The sequence below is a fragment of the Brevibacillus sp. AG162 genome (assembly GCF_006715575.1).
Lineage (GTDB): Bacteria > Bacillota > Bacilli > Brevibacillales > Brevibacillaceae > Brevibacillus > Brevibacillus brevis.
On the sequence record NZ_VFNO01000015.1, the window covers coordinates 30,971 to 46,763 of the forward strand.

Below are 15,793 nucleotides of genomic sequence, written 5' to 3' on the forward strand. Positions count from 1 at the left end.
AGCCATTTCCCCGAATTTCCCGGTATTTTCCTCTGAAAACAAACCGAAAAAACCTCCAGAGCTACTAATGTGTAGCGGCAGGAGGTTTCTCACTTATAACTTATGTAATCCAATCGATGGTAGTTCCAGATACATGTTGGTTTTCCATTCGCTGGTGGTAAGGGTTTTTCTTTTGCTCATCTAATTGCTTATCGTTAGATGAACGCTCTGCCTGATTAGCCTCTTCGGAATTCTCAAGCTTTTTGTCGATCTCGTCAGCCATCTTCAGCAGCTTGCCGTCCAAGCCTTCTGCCTTCCGCTTCAGTTCTCTGGACCTCGTAAAATCTCCATCCTTTGACGCGGGTTCCCACGCTTTCGCCTCTAACTCTAAGGTAATCTGAGCGCGTTTTACACTGTGTATATTCTTGAGATCGTGGGTTGCCGTTAAAACTGCATGGAGGGTAGGGGAGGATTGTAATGATTCATCTTGTTTGGGTGCGATATTTGAAGCTTTCTGTTCCTTGCCCTCTTCATCCGTGCCTCTCGCCTTGCGTTGTTCTTCCAGCTGAATTTGTTTCATCTGCGTATCGATTTCCTGGATCTGTTTGTCCATTTCATCCAGTCGTTCTTTCATGACTTTCGGATCTGTCAGTTTTTCAACCGCATCCGCATAATAGTTGTTTCGTCTTTCCAGCATCGGTTGCTTTTGTTCCATGAGGCTTTGCAGCATCTTATTGGGTGCGTTTTTCCCATTGCTTAGCTGTAGGCCTTGCCGGCTAATCGTTACATGATCCTGCTTTTTATTGCTTTCATGCTCCAGTGCTTTCGTCTGTGGGTGAATTCCTGCGCTTCTATACTGGACGGACGAGCTAATGGCGTATCTAGGTGTAACAGACACCATGAATCATGTTACCTCCTTTCAGGAATCGATTCGTCAGCCAAAACTTGCAGTTAATCCAAATGCCAGATTACTGGTTTTGATTATTATTTGTATCGGAAAGAAGTTTTCCAAATTTTACTTATTTAATGCCTTGAAGTTTCAAATAGGTAGTAACAGGGAAAATATACTTTGCAGAAATGCCCATGTGGAAAAGGTAGGCATAGGTATGAATCTGGCCTGATAGGAACACGCCTTCTGATGACCGGTGAGGCGTTGTTTGCGCTGCAACTCGTTATTCTACTTCACTAGAGAGGAGTTATTACAGATGATTAAAAAAATGTTTACCAGTTATAAAGCATCGCTCTCCAAGCAGATTCTGTTTTTTCTCGTCTTGCTTATCGTTGTTCCCTCTGTCGTGTTGAGCCTTTCCTTGACACAACTGGCACGTAACCAGTTAGAGCGTGAATTGTTGTCCCAAGTCGACTCGGTTACCGCGATGATTACACAAGTACTCAATAATTCGTACCGGGACTACTCTGTTACGATTGAGAGCTTTTCGGATGTTCAAGTTCCTCCGGGGCAAAATGCGGATACGTATATCTATGATCGTATCCACAATATAGAGAAAGACATCGACAATGTTTTGGCTGCGTTCATGTACTACGACAATCGATACTACAACTCGGCGAAAAAGGAAATTGATCCGACTACCCGTGAATGGTACAAGCAAGCGATGCAGCATAAAGGGCAGATCATTGTAACGCCACCTTATATCGACGCGATAAGCGGAAGCTACGTCATTACGTTTGCCAAGACGCTCTCGGATGGTACAGGAGTAGCGGGAATCGACGTTTCTATCGATCACTTAAACGAGCTGGTAAAGACGTACAAGATCGGAGAAAAGGGATACGTGAGCTTGTTCGATCAGAACAACGTGACACTGTCGCATCCGCGATTCCCGCAAGGCAAGCCGCTTGAAGACGAACGCTTCCAAGTGATGCTTGATCAAGCGGAGGGTTCTATCGAAATGAATGATGACGAGCTGCGTGAATATTACCATTTTAATAAGCAAAATTCGCTCGGATTGAACGTCGTTTCCGTGATTGATTGGAGTGAAATCAATCAAAAGACGGGGCCGCTGTTGCGGATTTCATTCATGTTCATCATCCTTTTGCTTGCCCTTATTGCCCTGTTCGTTTGGATTTTCATGAAACGCACGGTGCGGCCAGTCCTGCAATTGAAGCAATTGACCGACTCGATCGCGCAGGGGGATTTGACGGTCCGGTCTATCGAGAGTGGAAGAACGGATGAGATTGGGCAGCTGGAATCCAACTTCAATACGATGTCGCAATCGTTGTCCGATGTCCTGCGTCAAATTACCGATCATTCCGAGCAAATCTCAGCATCCTCCCATCATTTGTCTGCGAATTCAGAGGAGAACGTGCAAACGATTGAACAAGTCGCTGCCTCCATGCAAGAAATAGCGTCCATGTCTTCGGATATGAATCGGAGTATAGATACCGTGAAGCAATCGGCGGCTCAAGCGCAACAGGAGTTGGATGATGCCATCCGTATTCTGCGTGAGAGTACGGAAATGTCGCAGCTCATCACAGGTCTGGCCAATAACGGCGAGGAATCTCTCGGAGCGGCGAGACAACAGGTGAATATGATTGTGGAACATTCCACTCGTTCGAAAGATGAGATGGAGGAGTTAAAACAGGTTGCTGGAGAAATTAGCGGAGTGACGAATTTTATCCAAGATATCGCCTCCCAGACAAATTTGCTTGCGTTGAATGCAGCCGTTGAAGCGGCACGGGCCGGGCAAGAAGGTCGCGGGTTCGCTGTCGTCGCTGATGAGGTACGAAAGCTGGCTGATCAGACAGGTTCTGCCGCCGAGAAGATCAACAGCCTGATCGGGGAGGTTCAGGATCGCGTACTTCACATGGTTAAACGCACAGAGGAAGGCGTGGAATCTGCTACAACGGGAAGCGATTTGACACAATCGGTCGAGCAGCGTTTTACAGAGATGCATAAGGCTATTAACCGCATTGACGCGCACCTCGCTCAAGTGGCTCGCGTCAGCGAACGGTTGATGCAATCAAATACAGCGATGCTTGCAGCCTTTGGTGAATCGAGTGCCATGAGCCAAGCCACTGCACAAGAGGTCGACCAAGTCGCCGCTGCCAGTGAAGAACAGAATGCTTCGATGGAGGAAGTGGCAGCTTCGGCAGCGCACCTTGCCAACATTGCTGAAGAGTTGCAGTCATTGGTGCAGCGTTTTAAATTGGAGCGTTAACAGTAGTTGTAGTGATGAGAGAAAGAAGACCAACAGACGTTGGTCTTTTTTTGTCCAAGTTGATCCAAATAGTTACCTAAGTAATGTAAGTGTAACTTCTATCGAATTATCAACAAATGATCGATTCGGACGAGATTTCAAAATGACGGTCAGTCCAATTAACGATACGATAAGCGCTTGTGCGGTAGCTTTCGCGTCTATCCTCGAATCGAGTTCACCTGATTGGATACCTCGTTCGATCGTTTCTTGAAAGATGACAGAGAGGTACATTTGGTGTTCCCTTGTCAAAATCTCAAATTTCTCATCATGAGGGGCAAGTTCGACCATGGTATTAATGCAAAAGCATCCTCGGCTGAGACCTTCCGTATATTCCTCGTCGGCCACCTCTTTAAAAAAATGGCGAAACGCCTCTTTTACGGATGGATTGTTTTGAAGCTTTGTTCGTATCTCCGAAGCACGAGACATCGTGTATCTGCGTAGTGCGGCTTCGAACAATTCTTTTTTGTCCCCAAAGGTTGAGTAAATACTGGGGCGCTGGATACCCATTCGGGAAGTTAAATCACTTAATGAGGTAGCTTCATACCCCTTCTCCCAAAAAAGCTGCATAGCTGCATCTAGTACTTTTTCTTCGTCAAATTCGCGTGTTCTAGCCATAAAGAGTTCCTCTCATTACTCATGTATTCGAAGCTATGTAAATGCCAAAAGAGTTTTTTGTACTGAATGGTATTTTATATTTTATTGTTTTTTATCCGTCTTGTCAATTTTAGGCTGGTTTATTCAAGTGTGAAAAGAATGGTGTTGACAGAAAAAGAAATGGTGGGATATATTTACTGGGCATTATAACGTACTGATCGGTATGTTATTTTGCTCTAACGAAAAATGAAAGGAGGTAAGGTGAAATCAGATGGAGGAGGTTATTGAAAAAGTAACGGCTAAAGCTCACATGCCTCGCTATGTAACACTATTGTTTGCGGTTTCTTGCGGGATGTCAGTTGCGAATATCTATTTTGCGCAGCCACTACTTGATCATTTGTCGATTGAGTTTGGAATTGACTATTCCATCATTGGGATTCTGATCACCCTTACTCAAATCTTTTATGCAGTAGGACTGTTATTGCTTGTGCCACTGGGCGATTTATGGAACCAGCGCCGCTTGATTATCGGTCAGATGTTTTTATCTGTGGTAGCGCTGGTTATCGTAGGGACTGCCTCCACCAGCACGGTACTATTCGCAGGTATAGCTTCAATAGGATTGCTTGCTGTTGTTACGCAGACAATCGTTGCATTCGCGGCGACAATGGCAGCCCCTGCAGAGCGAGGGCGAGTGGTTGGAGTAGTTACCAGTGGAATCGTCATTGGCATACTTCTAGCGCGAACCATTGCAGGAGTTTTAACAGATCTTGCGGGTTGGCGTTCCGTATATCTGGTCTCTGCTGCATTCCTATTTTTCATGGTTTGTGTATTATTTCGGGTATTGCCAAATAGGGAGCGGGAGGTAAAGCCGCTATCCTATCTCCAGTTGCTTGGATCGGTATTGATGTTGTTCGCACAAGAACGGCTATTACGTATTCGCTCAGTTTTGGCTATGCTGATTTTTGCTGCGTTTAGTATTTTGTGGACGCCGTTAGTACTGCCTCTGAGTGCGCCGCCATTATCTTTGTCGCATACGGCCATCGGGGCGTTTGGTCTTGCAGGAGTTGCCGGAGCTTTGGCTGCAGCAAGGGCAGGGAGGCTTGCAGATCGAGGTTATGGACAGAGAACGACGGGCTTGGCCTTGAGTCTATTGCTACTATCGTGGCTGCTAATCAGCTATATCGAACAGTCGTTATTTGCCTTGGCGATAGGTATAGTTTTGCTTGATTTGGCGGTACAGGCCGTGCATGTTACGAATCAAAGTATGATCTTCACCTTGGGTGCAGAGGCGCGGAGTCGGCTCACGGCGGGGTATATGGTTTTCTATTCAATCGGCTCTTCTGTTGGCTCCATTGCCTCGACCTATATATATGCGCATTTTGGTTGGGAGGGAGTGTGCTTGCTCGGGGCCTCTGTCAGTGCGTTGGCTCTGGTGTATTGGGCAGTGACCAGACGCTAGTTTGCAAAGGGATGTGCTAATAGTTCGAAGTGAAGATATATGAAATGAAACTATTCTGCTTCCAGAGCTGTTGACTGGTATAAATTTTGCAAAAGGAGAGATGGTCTGTGGAGATTGGTATTACTTCGTTTGTGGAAACGACACCGGATGTTCAGACAGGTGAAGTGATGAGCCACGCACAGAGATTGCGTGAAGTTGTCGAGGAAATCGTCCTCGCTGATCAGGTTGGGCTTGATGTATTTGGCATAGGTGAACATCATCGCAAGGATTATGCGGCTTCTTCTCCAGCAATGGTGCTGTCTGCGGCTGCGCCATTGACAAAAAGGATTCGGCTGACCAGTGCAGTGACAGTGCTTTCTTCCGCTGATCCGGTGCGTGTTTTTCAGGATTTTGCTACACTCGATGGCATTTCAAATGGACGGGCAGAGATTATGGCGGGACGGGGTTCCTTTATCGAGTCTTTTCCCCTGTTCGGCTATGACTTGAATGACTATGATGAGCTGTTTGAAGAACATTTGGAACTGCTCCTGAAAATACAGGCGTCCGAAAAAGTAACCTGGAGGGGCGGGCATCGGCCAGCTATTCAGGATTTGGGAGTGTATCCACGACCCGTTCAGAATCCTTTACCCATATGGATTGGCAGCGGAGGCAATCAGGAATCTGTTGTTCGTGCAGGTCTGCTGGGATTGCCGCTGATGCTGGCGATCATTGGTGGAAGTCCGCGGCAGTTTGCACCACTTGTGCAGCTTTACAAGAAGGTGGCCATGCACGCTGGTCATGACGTATCGCGATTAACGGTTGGGTCACATTCACTAGGATTTGTTGCAGAAGATACGGAACTGGCGGCAGATACATTCTTTCCTTCTACCCAAGCAGGAATGAATAAAATCGGAAGGGAGCGGGGCTGGGCGCATTATAACCGTGCTAGCTTCGATGCCGCACGCAGCTTCGAAGGGGCATTGTATGTGGGTGACCCGGAGACGGTTGCCCAAAAGATCATCCACCTTCGCAAGCATGTAGGCATGACGCGCTTTATGATGTATGTGCCGATATCCACGATGCCGCATGAACAGGTAATGAGAGCCATTGAGCTGCTAGGAACAGAGGTAGCGCCTCGGGTGCGAGAAGAAATAACCAAGTGGGAAGCAGAGACGCAGCAAGAATCAGCATTTGCTTAATGGAGGGATTCACATGGATTTTCATAGTCGGGTACTGCCTGAATTAAGGCAAACATTAACGCAATTCTCTGGTTTTCATCTGGAAGATTTGGAGTCGAGCAGGGCCATGCTGAAAAATCCGCCTATAAAGCAGTCAGAGCATGTGCGTACCACAAGTCGAATGATTCCGGGCGCAGCAGGAGAGATGCTAGCCAAAATATATGAGCCCGCCCAGCGAACAGGTAGCAAGCTTCCGGCCATGCTGTGGATTCACGGAGGAGGCTATGTGCTGGGGCACCCCGATATGGATGACGCTCTATGCGAACGCTTCGTGCAAGCGGCTAATTGTGTCGTCGTATCGGTCGATTATCGTCTGGCTCCCGAACATCCTTATCCAGCTGCCATCCATGACTTGTTACGCCGGTTTAACGTGGATGACAGACGAAGCTGAGTCACTCGGCATCGATGTGGATCGGGTTGCGATTGCTGGTGCAAGTGGAGGAGGGGGGCTGACCGCAGCACTTGCTTTAATGGCCCGCGACAAAGGCGGACCGGCGCTTATCTTCCAAATGCCGTTGTATCCGATGATCGACAACCGTAATCGTACAGCGTCGAGCTATGAAATTGAGGCTGAAAATGCAACATGGAGCCGGACAAACAATTTGGCTGCGTGGAGCATGTACCTGGGCGAAAGTGCCGACGACAGTCAGGTATCCGCATATGCGGTGCCATCGAGAGCAGAAAGCTTGGCGGGGCTGCCGCCGACTTATACGTGCGTAGGACAGCTCGATCTGTTCCGGGATGAGACAATCGAATATGTGACGCGTCTTGCACAAGCGGGCGTAGACGTAGAATTTCATCTGTATCCCGGCTGCTACCACTGCTTTGAAGTGTTTGTCCCCGATGCCGAAGTGAGCCAGCGCGCCAGCCAAAGCTATGTAGATGCGATGGCAAGAGCGCTTAATCCTGGCAAAATCTAAGAGACAAAAAGCACAACAACCGAACGAGGGGGATCTCGGCGATTGTTGTGCTTTTGTAAGCTTTTGTAACCAGGAATTTTCCGTCATCTTCTCATTGAATCGTTCCTTGCTTTTCCTCCATCACATCATTGATTAATATGACGCCATGCGAAAGGGTCGTTCCGCCGCCGAATGCTCCGGCTACCGCTACGGTTTCAGCAATTTCTTTTTGGGAAACTCCGTCGTTGAGAGCGGCTTCCAAATGATAGACAATGCAGTGTTCATTTCCGGAGTAAAGGGAGATAGCCAGTGCCTGCAAATGTTTATGCTTGGATGACAATTCACCGGACGAAAAGCATTGGCTGGTGAATTCATTATATGCTCGCAAGGCCTCTGGCATCAGCTGTCCAAAAGATTGCAGTCCTTCAAGATACTGTTCGGCCAAATAGTGCTCCATGGTTCCACTTCCTCCTATTTTAAAATCGCTGATAGTATTGCTTTGCTGGGAAATTTTCATACAGTCTATCCTTTATGGAGGTAGGATCACATCTGTAATTAATTGATTTTTCATGTATTTTTTCTTCTTCTTGCATGAAGACATATTTGGTTATCAAGTATTTTCCTTGTAAATATAATTGTGGTTATTATTAAAACATATTAAAATATATGAAGTGATTTACGAATATAGCGTAAGGCAAGAGAGGTGAATAATCTTACTAACCAGTAGGAATGCTTGATAAGAAGTGAAGATAGATGTAAGGGGAAGTTTTTTAATCAATAAAACAAGAATGACTAGAAGCTATCCGAAAATACCGTCAGCAGCAGAGAGGAAGAGGAAGCTTACGTGGAAAACAAAGAACTGAAGCGAGGCCTGGAAGCGCGTCATATTCAGATGATTGCTTTGGGCGGTACGATTGGTGTTGGGCTATTTATGGGGTCAGCCAGCACGATTAAATGGACAGGCCCATCCGTCATGCTAGCTTATGCAATTGTAGGAATTTTTATTTTTTTCATCATGCGTGCAATGGGTGAAATGTTGTATATGGAACCGAGTACGGGTTCATTTGCGACCTTTGGGCATAAGTATATCCATCCGTTAGCAGGTTATATGACGGCCTGGAGCAACTGGTTCCAGTGGGTCATTGTCGGGATGGCAGAGATCATCGCAGTCGGGCAGTATATGCAGTATTGGTTCCCCGATTTACCGCCTTGGATTCCAGGCATTATTGCGATGGTGATTCTCGGTGCAGCAAACCTGGTCTCAGTAAAATCATTTGGTGAATTTGAGTTTTGGTTTGCCATGATCAAAATTGTCACGATCGTTTTGATGATTATTGCAGGGTTTGGCTTGATTTTCTTTGGCATCGGAAATGGTGGAAACGCAATTGGATTATCGAATCTGTGGGAGCATGGCGGATTCTTTACGGGCGGCTGGACAGGCTTTTTCTTTGCTCTTTCCTTGGTGATTGGGGCGTATCAAGGTGTCGAGCTCATCGGGATTACCGCAGGGGAAGCAAAAGACCCGAAAAAAACATTAACGAGTGCGATTCAAAGCATTATCTGGCGCATTTTGATTTTCTATATTGGTGCGATTTTTGTGATTGTAACCGTTTACCCTTGGGATCAATTGCAGGCAATCGGCAGTCCGTTCGTTGCTACTTTTGCGAAGGTTGGTATTACCGCTGCTGCAGGTATCATTAACTTTGTCGTGATCACTGCTGCTATGTCTGGCTGTAATAGCGGGATATATAGTGCAGGGCGTATGCTGTATACCTTAGGTGTAAATGGCCAAGCGCCGAAAATTTTTACGAAGCTGTCTTCGAATGGTGTGCCGTTGTTAGGTACGATTGGTGTTCTGATCGGTCTGGGTATTGGGGTTATCCTAAGTTATATCGCCCCAGAAAATCTCTTCGTGTATGTGTACAGTGCGAGTGTGCTGCCTGGTATGGTTCCGTGGTTTGTCATTTTGATCAGTCAAATCAGATTCCGTAAAGCAAAGGGTGCTGAAATGGATAACCATCCATTTAAAATGCCTTTTGCCCCAGTGTCCAACTATTTGACTATTGCTTTTCTCATCATGGTACTCATCGGTATGTGGATCAATGATGAGACACGCGTCTCCCTGATTGCCGGGATTGTCTTCTTAGCGATTGTGGTCATCAGTTTCTTTGCACTAGGAATTAGCAAGGCAGTTCCATTGGATGAGCAATCAAATAAGAAATAGCGAAGGAGAACAACATTTGTTGATCTCAGGCTGTAGATAAACACATGTTTTGTTTCAAGAAAAAATTAGACTCGTGTACAATTAATTCCGAAGGATGAAAAATTAAGATAGCTTTTCCGTTTAGCCCATCTTGGCTAAGTGGAGAGCTATCTTTTTTATGTTCTGTGCGCCTGCTATCATTAATGCTTGCTCTAACACATTACAAAAAAGGTTGCCGAGACTATCTCGACAACCTGGTGATCCGAAAATTTGATTTTAACCAAATGTGAAACTTTCTGCCTAACTAATCCAAACGTTCCTATCGATATTGCTGCCAGTTGGTACAATATCTTCTATTCTTGCTGATCCGATTGTATTGCCGTATTGGTCTACAGCACGAACATAAAAACTGAAGCGTTTTCCAACTCTTAAAGCAGTTATGTTAGCAACAGTAGCGGTCATACTACCATGTTCATAAACACTGCCATCTGTCATGTTTGTCAGCATATACTCATATCTCACTGCATTTGAAACATTGTTCCAACGTACAGTAAGATTCACAAATTCTGCAACAGAAGCTTTTGATTCTTTACTAGACGTTGAATATTTAGTGGTTGAAGTAGTCGCGAGTGCTTGTTGTGGCTCCTGAGCAAAAGCAGGAACAGCTGAAGTCAATACTGCCAGTGTTGCTAAACCAGTTATAAACTTTTTCATATCAAAACACTCCTTCTTAATCTTTTATTTACCCGCCTCCAGGAGCCTAATATGTTTGTTTGGGTATTTACAATATACATTATTTTGCATCATATGTAAATATATGGAAATTAATTGACGAATATCAACGTGCAGGAACAAGTTCTCATGACAGCTACTTGCCCAAAAAACAAGAAGATCAAAATGAACAAGGTTGCCGAGACTTTCTCGACAACCTGAGACCAGCAAATGTTGGTTCTTTTTTTGTTCATCAAATCGCCTTTGTACGGCATACCTACTTCGTTTATCATTAGGATGACTGGACTGGTTAGCCGTCTTCAGCTGCAGATGTCCGGGCTCGTCAATGGGTAGACTAAAGCGGGATACTCATTCATGATCTGAGAAAAAAGGAGCATAAGAATGAAACAACGCAACTATACACCGATTATCGTTATTCTCACCATAGCGATTAACACGCTTATCGCCATCTTGTACTTTATGCCGAAAAACAATGATTTCAGCCATCTCGACCTGACGTTTCTGCCGTTTTTTAATGCGGTCATGAACAGCTTCACCTTTGTATTTTTGGTTGCCGCGCTTGTTTCCATCGTGAAGTACAAAAACATTAAGATGCACCGGGGATATATTTTTGCAGCCTTCTCCACAACAGCTCTCTTCTTGGTTTCGTATGTGATCTACCACGGAATGGCACCTAGCACTTCCTTCGGGGGAGAGGGAATTCTGCGTCCAATCTATTACTTCATCTTGATTACACATATTCTGTTGTCGGCGATTATCGTTCCATTTGCGCTGATTACGACTGCACGTGGACTCAACATGAAAGTGGAAAAACATAAAAAAATTGCTCGTTGGACGATGCCGATGTGGCTGTATGTCAGTGCGACGGGTGTCATTGTTTACATCATGATTTCTCCATACTATTAATCAAAAAAAGAGCATTAGCTGCTATAGCTAACGCTCTTTTTTTATGGACGAAGCCTTTATATTTTCGTTTCACGTTTCTTAAACCAGCGTTTGGGGAGGAAATAAATAAGCCCCGACACGACAAGAAAAGCCGTTAAGATGGAGATAATCTCTAATACCGTCACGTAGTTGAGGTCTTCCCATTCGCCCACATGCAGTCCGTAGAAGAGATCTAAAATGGGATCTTGTTTCAAGGCTGTGATGTGCCCTTCAGAAGAAACAGTCAGCCGCAGAATCGGATCTCTGCTGACGTACACTTTGAAAGAGTCACCTGATTTTGCGATCGATCTGATTTCATCCCAAGAATATTCCCCAGTTTCCACTAACTTCTCCCCCACATAGGCAATGGTTAGCTTTTCTGGTTGGGCAGGTACCTCGATCATTGTCGTTTTCAAGTCGGTGGCTTTTTCCTGATACCAAGGGACATTTAACAGGAGAAAACCTGTAATGGCCCACATCAGTAAGAAAAGGCTAACGATGAGTCCGATGTAGCGGTGGAAGTTACGGTTCCACTTCTTAAATAGCATGCATGGTTACTCCTCTCGATGATGTTCTTGATGATTATATAAACTATCTTGATAAAAGGAGATGGCTCACATGAGCTATTTTCCATGTATTATTCGTGAACCTGGTCGTAGTGCACTTACCAATCCCATTGACTTTGCTTGATTCCAAGATTTTGGGCGAGTATGGAAGCAATCGGTTGCTTGATGGGTGCAAGTGAATTTGCCGTGCAGCTCGATTCTGGCTGATAATTCAATTCCTTCGCTTTTTGTATATCAGCTTCTGCTAGATTGTTTGTTTTGTTTGCTTGCTCATAACAGGGTGGTGAAATATACGTCTTGTTCGTGTGCTCCAATATGATTCGTGTATCTGGGGAGGGGCCTGCCTCAACAGGAATGGAAAGTACGCCTGCTACTATAACCACTGCACAAATGCCAATAAGAGGTCCTCGCTTCATCATATTCACTCCATCTATTTAGTAAAGGATTGTCCAAATGAGCCGATTTATTGTAACACCTTATATCCAAGACAGTAATGGCTCAATATAGCTATTTACATAGAAAAACCACCGCCTCTAATCTGGGACGGTGGTTGATTATCTATGAAGAGATCTCTATGCCGTTTTCGTCGACACCCAGAGCTTGTCGTGCCATGGTCTTGAACTCTTCCAGCCCTGATTTCAATGCGAAGATGGCAAGAATGACGGGATACACGGATGTCATTTCTGCGATATGCTCATGCATACGCGGCCATACACGGCCTCCTGCTTTTTCGTAGCGTTTGATGAAGTCAGCCAAGCCTGAATCGCCAAACAACATGTAAAAGACCGTAAAGTCCGTCGCCGGATCAGCTACCTCGGCCTCCGTCCAATCCAGAAGCCCCGTTACCTTGCCGTTTTCAGCAACCAGGATATGCCCCGGATGGAGGTCACCATGCACAAGAGCAGAGTGAGCAGGCCAGAATGTGTCATCCGCAAGCCATTTTTGCCATCGATCCCATAGCGCCCCAGAAACGCCAAAGACGCGTTTAACTTCATTCATCTTTTCTCGAAGGCTTGCTCGTGCTTCGCTAGGCTGCTTGACGCGGATACCAGCATCTCGAGCAAGATCATGATGGATACCGTGTAATTCCACCAATACCTCCGCCCACGTTTGTATGCACAATTCAGGTAGGGATTCAGGATTCAAATACCACTCATAATTTTTTGTTTCCATATTGATCGTCGCCATCGGTGTGCCACCCAGGATCGGATAAGCGATGAATTCAGAGGTGTGAACCTGCCAATCCGGTACTTCGACATGTAGATGTTTGGCAACGAGATCTAACACCTTCTTCTCGTAACGAGCAGTTTCGACGACATCGTCCCGGCGCGGTTGGCGCAACACCCATGGAACACGATCTATCGTACTTGCAAAAATCGCAAGGAAATCTAAGCCGGATTCATTCACCTTCACAGTAGTTGGGTCTACAAGGATTCCATTGTTTTTCGCGATGGCAAGCATTTGCTCTACATTGTTTTTTGACATAACAAAAACACCTCATTCATGAATAGTTTTAAATCAATCAAACACAAATAAACCCATACCATTCCGAGTTTTGAAAATGGCTGAGCCTATATGGGGTTTTGTCGATTTTAACGAAGTCTCATGAATGCGATGCCCATTGCAATGTCCATCATCGTAACCTCCTGTAATTGAAAACAAAGATAGTGTACCATGGAATTTAACGAATAGCGACAAGGAGATTAGCGATCATGAAATTGATTTCTTGGAATGTAAATGGACTTCGCGCATGTGTAAACAAAGGTTTCTACGAGTACTTCAAAGAGGCGAATGCCGATATATTTTGCTTGCAGGAAACGAAGCTGCAAGAAGGTCAAATCGAGATGGAGATCGGCGAGGAGTATCATCAATATTGGAACTACGCAGAGAAAAAGGGCTATTCCGGGACGGCTGTTTTTACAAAAATGGAACCACTATCTGTGCGTTATGGCTTGGAAGAAGACCATGAACCTGAAGGACGCATCATTACATTGGAGTTCCATGATTTCTACTTGGTAACGGTATATACCCCGAATGCGAAGCGTGATTTGTCGAGATTGGATTATCGGCTGGAATGGGAGGATCGGTTTCGGAACTACTTATTGCAGCTAGATGCGAAGAAGCCTGTAGTGGTTTGTGGGGATCTGAATGTCGCCCATCAAGAGATTGATTTGAAAAATGCGAAGTCCAATCGCGGTAATTCTGGCTTTACTCCTGAAGAGCGTGAGAAGATGACGAGCTTGCTGGCAACTGGGTTTGTAGATACCTATCGATATTTTTATCCGGATCAGACAGATGCCTATACATGGTGGTCTTTTATGCCGAAAGTGAGAGAACGGAATATCGGGTGGCGTATTGATTATTTTCTCGCGTCTGAGCGATTGGCTCCGTCGTTGCTCGGAGCGGGAATTGACTCACAGGTAATGGGAAGCGATCATTGTCCGGTCGTGTTGGAGCTGGGGAACATCGAATAAAGAATGGGAGGAAGGGAAGGATAATGAGTAAGTATGCTATGCCTGTAGTCAGCAATTGTAAGGGTGAGTGACCTGAAATAGCAAAACTGCCTATAATCAAACAATTAAGACGAAATTGGATATAAGCGAACGTTGATATGAAGAGGGGGAGTTTCGTACAATGACCATGTAAGACTTCTAATGAAGAGGGGATAGGATATTGCTAACCATGAATTTGTTACTAATTGCTTTTCTGATTTTTGCTACTGCTTTTTTTGTGGCAACTGAATTTGCAATTGTAAAGCTTCGCCCGAGCCGTGTAGACCAATTGGTCATGGAAGGGAGAAAGAATGCTCTTGCTGTTCAGAAAGTAGTTAGTAACCTGGATGGATATTTGTCAGCGTGTCAATTAGGGATTACGTTGACAGCCATTGGCTTGGGGGTATTGGGGAAACCGACGATTGAAAGCATCATTAGCCCTTTTCTTACGCCTTATTTACCCGAACAAATCGTTGCAGTTCTGTCGTTTGTGATTGCTTACTCGCTCGTTACGTTTCTCCATGTGGTTGTCGGGGAACTGGCACCGAAAACCGTGGCGATCCAAAAGGCAGAAGCGGTTAGCTTACTGTGTGCGAAACCTATTATTTGGTTCTATAAATTGATGTACCCTGCAATCTGGGTGCTGAATGGCTCTGCTGCTCTGCTTGTGCGTTCATTCGGTATGAAACCGACCAAGGAGCATGAAGAAAGTCACTCAGAAGAAGAGCTGCGAATCATTCTGACGGAAAGCTATGAGAGCGGAAAAATTAATCAGTCTGAGTATGGATACGTCAGCAATATCTTTGCCTTTGATGAGATGCTGGCCCGCGAGATTATGGTCCCGCGGACAGATATGAGCTGCTTGCACAAAGAATATACCCTTGAGCAAAATCTGCGAATTATGAAAGAAGAACAGTATACCCGTTTCCCGGTTATTTCGCAAAACAAAGATCATATTATCGGGATGATTAACACGAAAGAGTTCTTTCTGAATTATGCCGATGATCCAAATTTGGATATTTCCAAGCTCATCCGACCGTTTTTAACGGTTTCGGAGGCTACACCTGTAAAAGATCTTTTGAAAAAAATGCAGAAACAAAGAACACATATCGCCATCCTGATTGACGAATATGGCGGAACCTCCGGACTGGTTACGATCGAAGACATTTTGGAGGAAATTGTAGGTGAAATCCGTGATGAGTTCGACGCGGAGGAAAAAGCCGAAATCGAAATCGTGGAAGAGAACAGCCATGTGATTGTAGACGGAAAGGTACTTCTCTCCGAGGTTAACGACTTGCTTAACGCCAATATTAATGAAGAAGAGCTCGATACCATCGGGGGCTGGCTATACAGTCAAAATCCGACGCTTAAAGAAGACATCCAATGGCAATACGATGATCTCGTCTTTACGATCAGAAAGAAAGACAAGCATCGTATACGGAAAATTGAGATTCAGAAGGCAATGGAAGTTCCAGCTCGTGAGCTGCAGGACGTAACGTAATCAAAAGATGGG

General features: G+C 45.2%; 14 protein-coding genes and 1 pseudogene. 8 read left to right on the forward strand and 7 right to left on the reverse strand.

The window, feature by feature from the left end; genetic code table 11:
• Nucleotides 1-100: 100 nt before the first annotated feature.
• Entirely contained in the window at nt 101-880 is a 780-nt protein-coding gene (locus FB479_RS28615; RefSeq protein ID WP_142067495.1) for a hypothetical protein, read from the reverse strand.
• A 304-nt stretch (nt 881-1,184) separates the two neighbouring features.
• Here FB479_RS28615 and FB479_RS28620 point away from each other — a divergent pair, with 304 nt between their 5' ends.
• Entirely contained in the window at nt 1,185-3,155 is a 1,971-nt protein-coding gene (locus FB479_RS28620; protein WP_142067496.1) for a methyl-accepting chemotaxis protein, read from the forward strand.
• 72 nt (nt 3,156-3,227) lie between these two features.
• Here the strand turns inward: FB479_RS28620 and FB479_RS28625 are convergent, their stop codons facing one another.
• Complete coding sequence (locus FB479_RS28625) at nt 3,228-3,809, reverse strand: TetR/AcrR family transcriptional regulator (protein ID WP_106657421.1); 582 nt, start codon at nt 3,807-3,809, stop codon at nt 3,228-3,230.
• 250 nt (nt 3,810-4,059) lie between these two features.
• On the opposite strand from FB479_RS28625, the gene FB479_RS28630 reads away from it, so the two are divergent.
• The 3 genes and pseudogenes from FB479_RS28630 to FB479_RS28640 all read left to right on the forward strand — a co-directional run bounded on the left by FB479_RS28630 (nt 4,060) and on the right by FB479_RS28640 (nt 7,384).
• On the forward strand, nt 4,060-5,247 hold the full coding sequence (locus FB479_RS28630) for an MFS transporter (RefSeq protein WP_142067497.1): 1,188 nt from the start codon (nt 4,060-4,062) through the stop codon (nt 5,245-5,247).
• A 107-nt stretch (nt 5,248-5,354) separates the two neighbouring features.
• Nucleotides 5,355-6,425, forward strand: a complete 1,071-nt coding sequence (locus tag FB479_RS28635) for an LLM class flavin-dependent oxidoreductase (protein WP_106657419.1) — start codon at nt 5,355-5,357, stop codon at nt 6,423-6,425.
• Nucleotides 6,426-6,438: 13 nt separating this feature from the next.
• Nucleotides 6,439-7,384, forward strand: a pseudogene (locus FB479_RS28640) (alpha/beta hydrolase).
• 91 nt (nt 7,385-7,475) lie between these two features.
• Here FB479_RS28640 and FB479_RS28645 read toward each other — a convergent pair.
• Nucleotides 7,476-7,820: a carboxymuconolactone decarboxylase family protein gene (locus FB479_RS28645; RefSeq protein WP_106657417.1), complete on the reverse strand. Its 345-nt coding sequence runs from the start codon at nt 7,818-7,820 to the stop codon at nt 7,476-7,478.
• 387 nt (nt 7,821-8,207) lie between these two features.
• Here FB479_RS28645 and FB479_RS28650 point away from each other — a divergent pair, with 387 nt between their 5' ends.
• Entirely contained in the window at nt 8,208-9,587 is a 1,380-nt protein-coding gene (locus FB479_RS28650) for an amino acid permease (protein ID WP_106657416.1), read from the forward strand.
• A 279-nt stretch (nt 9,588-9,866) separates the two neighbouring features.
• Here the strand turns inward: FB479_RS28650 and FB479_RS28655 are convergent, their stop codons facing one another.
• Nucleotides 9,867-10,280: a hypothetical protein gene (locus tag FB479_RS28655; RefSeq protein WP_142067498.1), complete on the reverse strand. Its 414-nt coding sequence runs from the start codon at nt 10,278-10,280 to the stop codon at nt 9,867-9,869.
• Nucleotides 10,281-10,679: 399 nt separating this feature from the next.
• Between FB479_RS28655 and FB479_RS28660 the strand changes: the two genes are divergently transcribed.
• Nucleotides 10,680-11,204 carry a DUF420 domain-containing protein gene (locus tag FB479_RS28660; protein WP_106657414.1) on the forward strand — a complete coding sequence of 175 codons (525 nt, stop codon included), beginning with the start codon at nt 10,680-10,682 and terminating at the stop codon, nt 11,202-11,204.
• Nucleotides 11,205-11,260: 56 nt separating this feature from the next.
• Here FB479_RS28660 and FB479_RS28665 read toward each other — a convergent pair whose 3' ends face one another.
• The 3 genes from FB479_RS28665 to mphJ form a co-directional block, all read right to left on the reverse strand.
• Nucleotides 11,261-11,770, reverse strand: coding sequence for a PepSY domain-containing protein (locus tag FB479_RS28665; protein ID WP_142067499.1), 510 nt, complete (start codon nt 11,768-11,770; stop codon nt 11,261-11,263).
• A 116-nt stretch (nt 11,771-11,886) separates the two neighbouring features.
• Entirely contained in the window at nt 11,887-12,204 is a 318-nt protein-coding gene (locus tag FB479_RS28670) for a hypothetical protein (protein WP_106657412.1), read from the reverse strand.
• A 142-nt stretch (nt 12,205-12,346) separates the two neighbouring features.
• Nucleotides 12,347-13,273 carry a macrolide 2'-phosphotransferase MphJ gene (gene mphJ, locus FB479_RS28675; protein ID WP_142067500.1) on the reverse strand — a complete coding sequence of 309 codons (927 nt, stop codon included), beginning with the start codon at nt 13,271-13,273 and terminating at the stop codon, nt 12,347-12,349.
• Between the two features lie 227 nt (nt 13,274-13,500).
• On the opposite strand from mphJ, the gene FB479_RS28680 reads away from it, so the two are divergent.
• Complete coding sequence (locus FB479_RS28680; protein ID WP_142067501.1) at nt 13,501-14,262, forward strand: exodeoxyribonuclease III; 762 nt, start codon at nt 13,501-13,503, stop codon at nt 14,260-14,262.
• A 208-nt stretch (nt 14,263-14,470) separates the two neighbouring features.
• Nucleotides 14,471-15,781, forward strand: a complete 1,311-nt coding sequence (locus tag FB479_RS28685) for a hemolysin family protein (protein WP_370511714.1) — start codon at nt 14,471-14,473, stop codon at nt 15,779-15,781.
• The last annotated feature ends 12 nt before the right edge of the window (nt 15,782-15,793 follow it).

What these genes read in the sequence shown, in the direction of transcription:
- FB479_RS28615 (WP_142067495.1), bottom strand. Translation starts at nt 880, where the DNA reads ATGGTGTCTGTTACACCTAGATACGCCATTAGCTCGTCCGTCCAGTAT.
- FB479_RS28620 (WP_142067496.1), top strand. Translation starts at nt 1,185, where the DNA reads ATGATTAAAAAAATGTTTACCAGTTATAAAGCATCGCTCTCCAAGCAG.
- FB479_RS28625 (WP_106657421.1), bottom strand. Translation starts at nt 3,809, where the DNA reads ATGGCTAGAACACGCGAATTTGACGAAGAAAAAGTACTAGATGCAGCT.
- FB479_RS28630 (WP_142067497.1), top strand. Translation starts at nt 4,060, where the DNA reads ATGGAGGAGGTTATTGAAAAAGTAACGGCTAAAGCTCACATGCCTCGC.
- FB479_RS28645 (WP_106657417.1), bottom strand. Translation starts at nt 7,820, where the DNA reads ATGGAGCACTATTTGGCCGAACAGTATCTTGAAGGACTGCAATCTTTT.
- FB479_RS28655 (WP_142067498.1), bottom strand. Translation starts at nt 10,280, where the DNA reads ATGAAAAAGTTTATAACTGGTTTAGCAACACTGGCAGTATTGACTTCA.
- FB479_RS28660 (WP_106657414.1), top strand. Translation starts at nt 10,680, where the DNA reads ATGAAACAACGCAACTATACACCGATTATCGTTATTCTCACCATAGCG.
- FB479_RS28665 (WP_142067499.1), bottom strand. Translation starts at nt 11,770, where the DNA reads ATGCTATTTAAGAAGTGGAACCGTAACTTCCACCGCTACATCGGACTC.
- FB479_RS28670 (WP_106657412.1), bottom strand. Translation starts at nt 12,204, where the DNA reads ATGAAGCGAGGACCTCTTATTGGCATTTGTGCAGTGGTTATAGTAGCA.
- mphJ (WP_142067500.1), bottom strand. Translation starts at nt 13,273, where the DNA reads ATGTCAAAAAACAATGTAGAGCAAATGCTTGCCATCGCGAAAAACAAT.
- FB479_RS28680 (WP_142067501.1), top strand. Translation starts at nt 13,501, where the DNA reads ATGAAATTGATTTCTTGGAATGTAAATGGACTTCGCGCATGTGTAAAC.
- FB479_RS28685 (WP_370511714.1), top strand. Translation starts at nt 14,471, where the DNA reads ATGAATTTGTTACTAATTGCTTTTCTGATTTTTGCTACTGCTTTTTTT.